The organism is Bacillus sp. NTK074B, from assembly GCF_017303375.1.
Taxonomy (GTDB): domain Bacteria; phylum Bacillota; class Bacilli; order Bacillales; family Bacillaceae_B; genus Rossellomorea.
On the sequence record NZ_JAFKOH010000159.1, the window covers coordinates 1 to 262 of the forward strand.

The window sequence follows — 262 nt, forward strand, 5'->3', positions numbered from 1 at the left end:
GCTCGCCCTACATGTCGCTCACCCTGCGCTGGCGCGCGGAACGGGCGGCGCAGGTGCCGGCGGTGGTGCATGCGGACGGCACCGGGCGGCTGCAAAGCGTCACGCCCGACAGCACGCCATGGCTGCACCGGGTGGTGCGCAGCTTCGGTGCGCAGACTGGCGTGCCGGTGATCCTGAACACCAGTTTCAACGTGATGGGCAAGCCGATCATCCACTCGGTCGAAGACGCATTGTCGGTCTTCATGACCACGGGTCTGGACGC

General features: G+C 67.6%; 1 protein-coding gene. It reads left to right on the forward strand.

The window, feature by feature from the left end; translation table 11 throughout:
• The coding region (locus JI667_RS21830; protein WP_280515529.1) for a carbamoyltransferase C-terminal domain-containing protein at positions 1 to 262 on the forward strand (262 nt) is incomplete at both ends.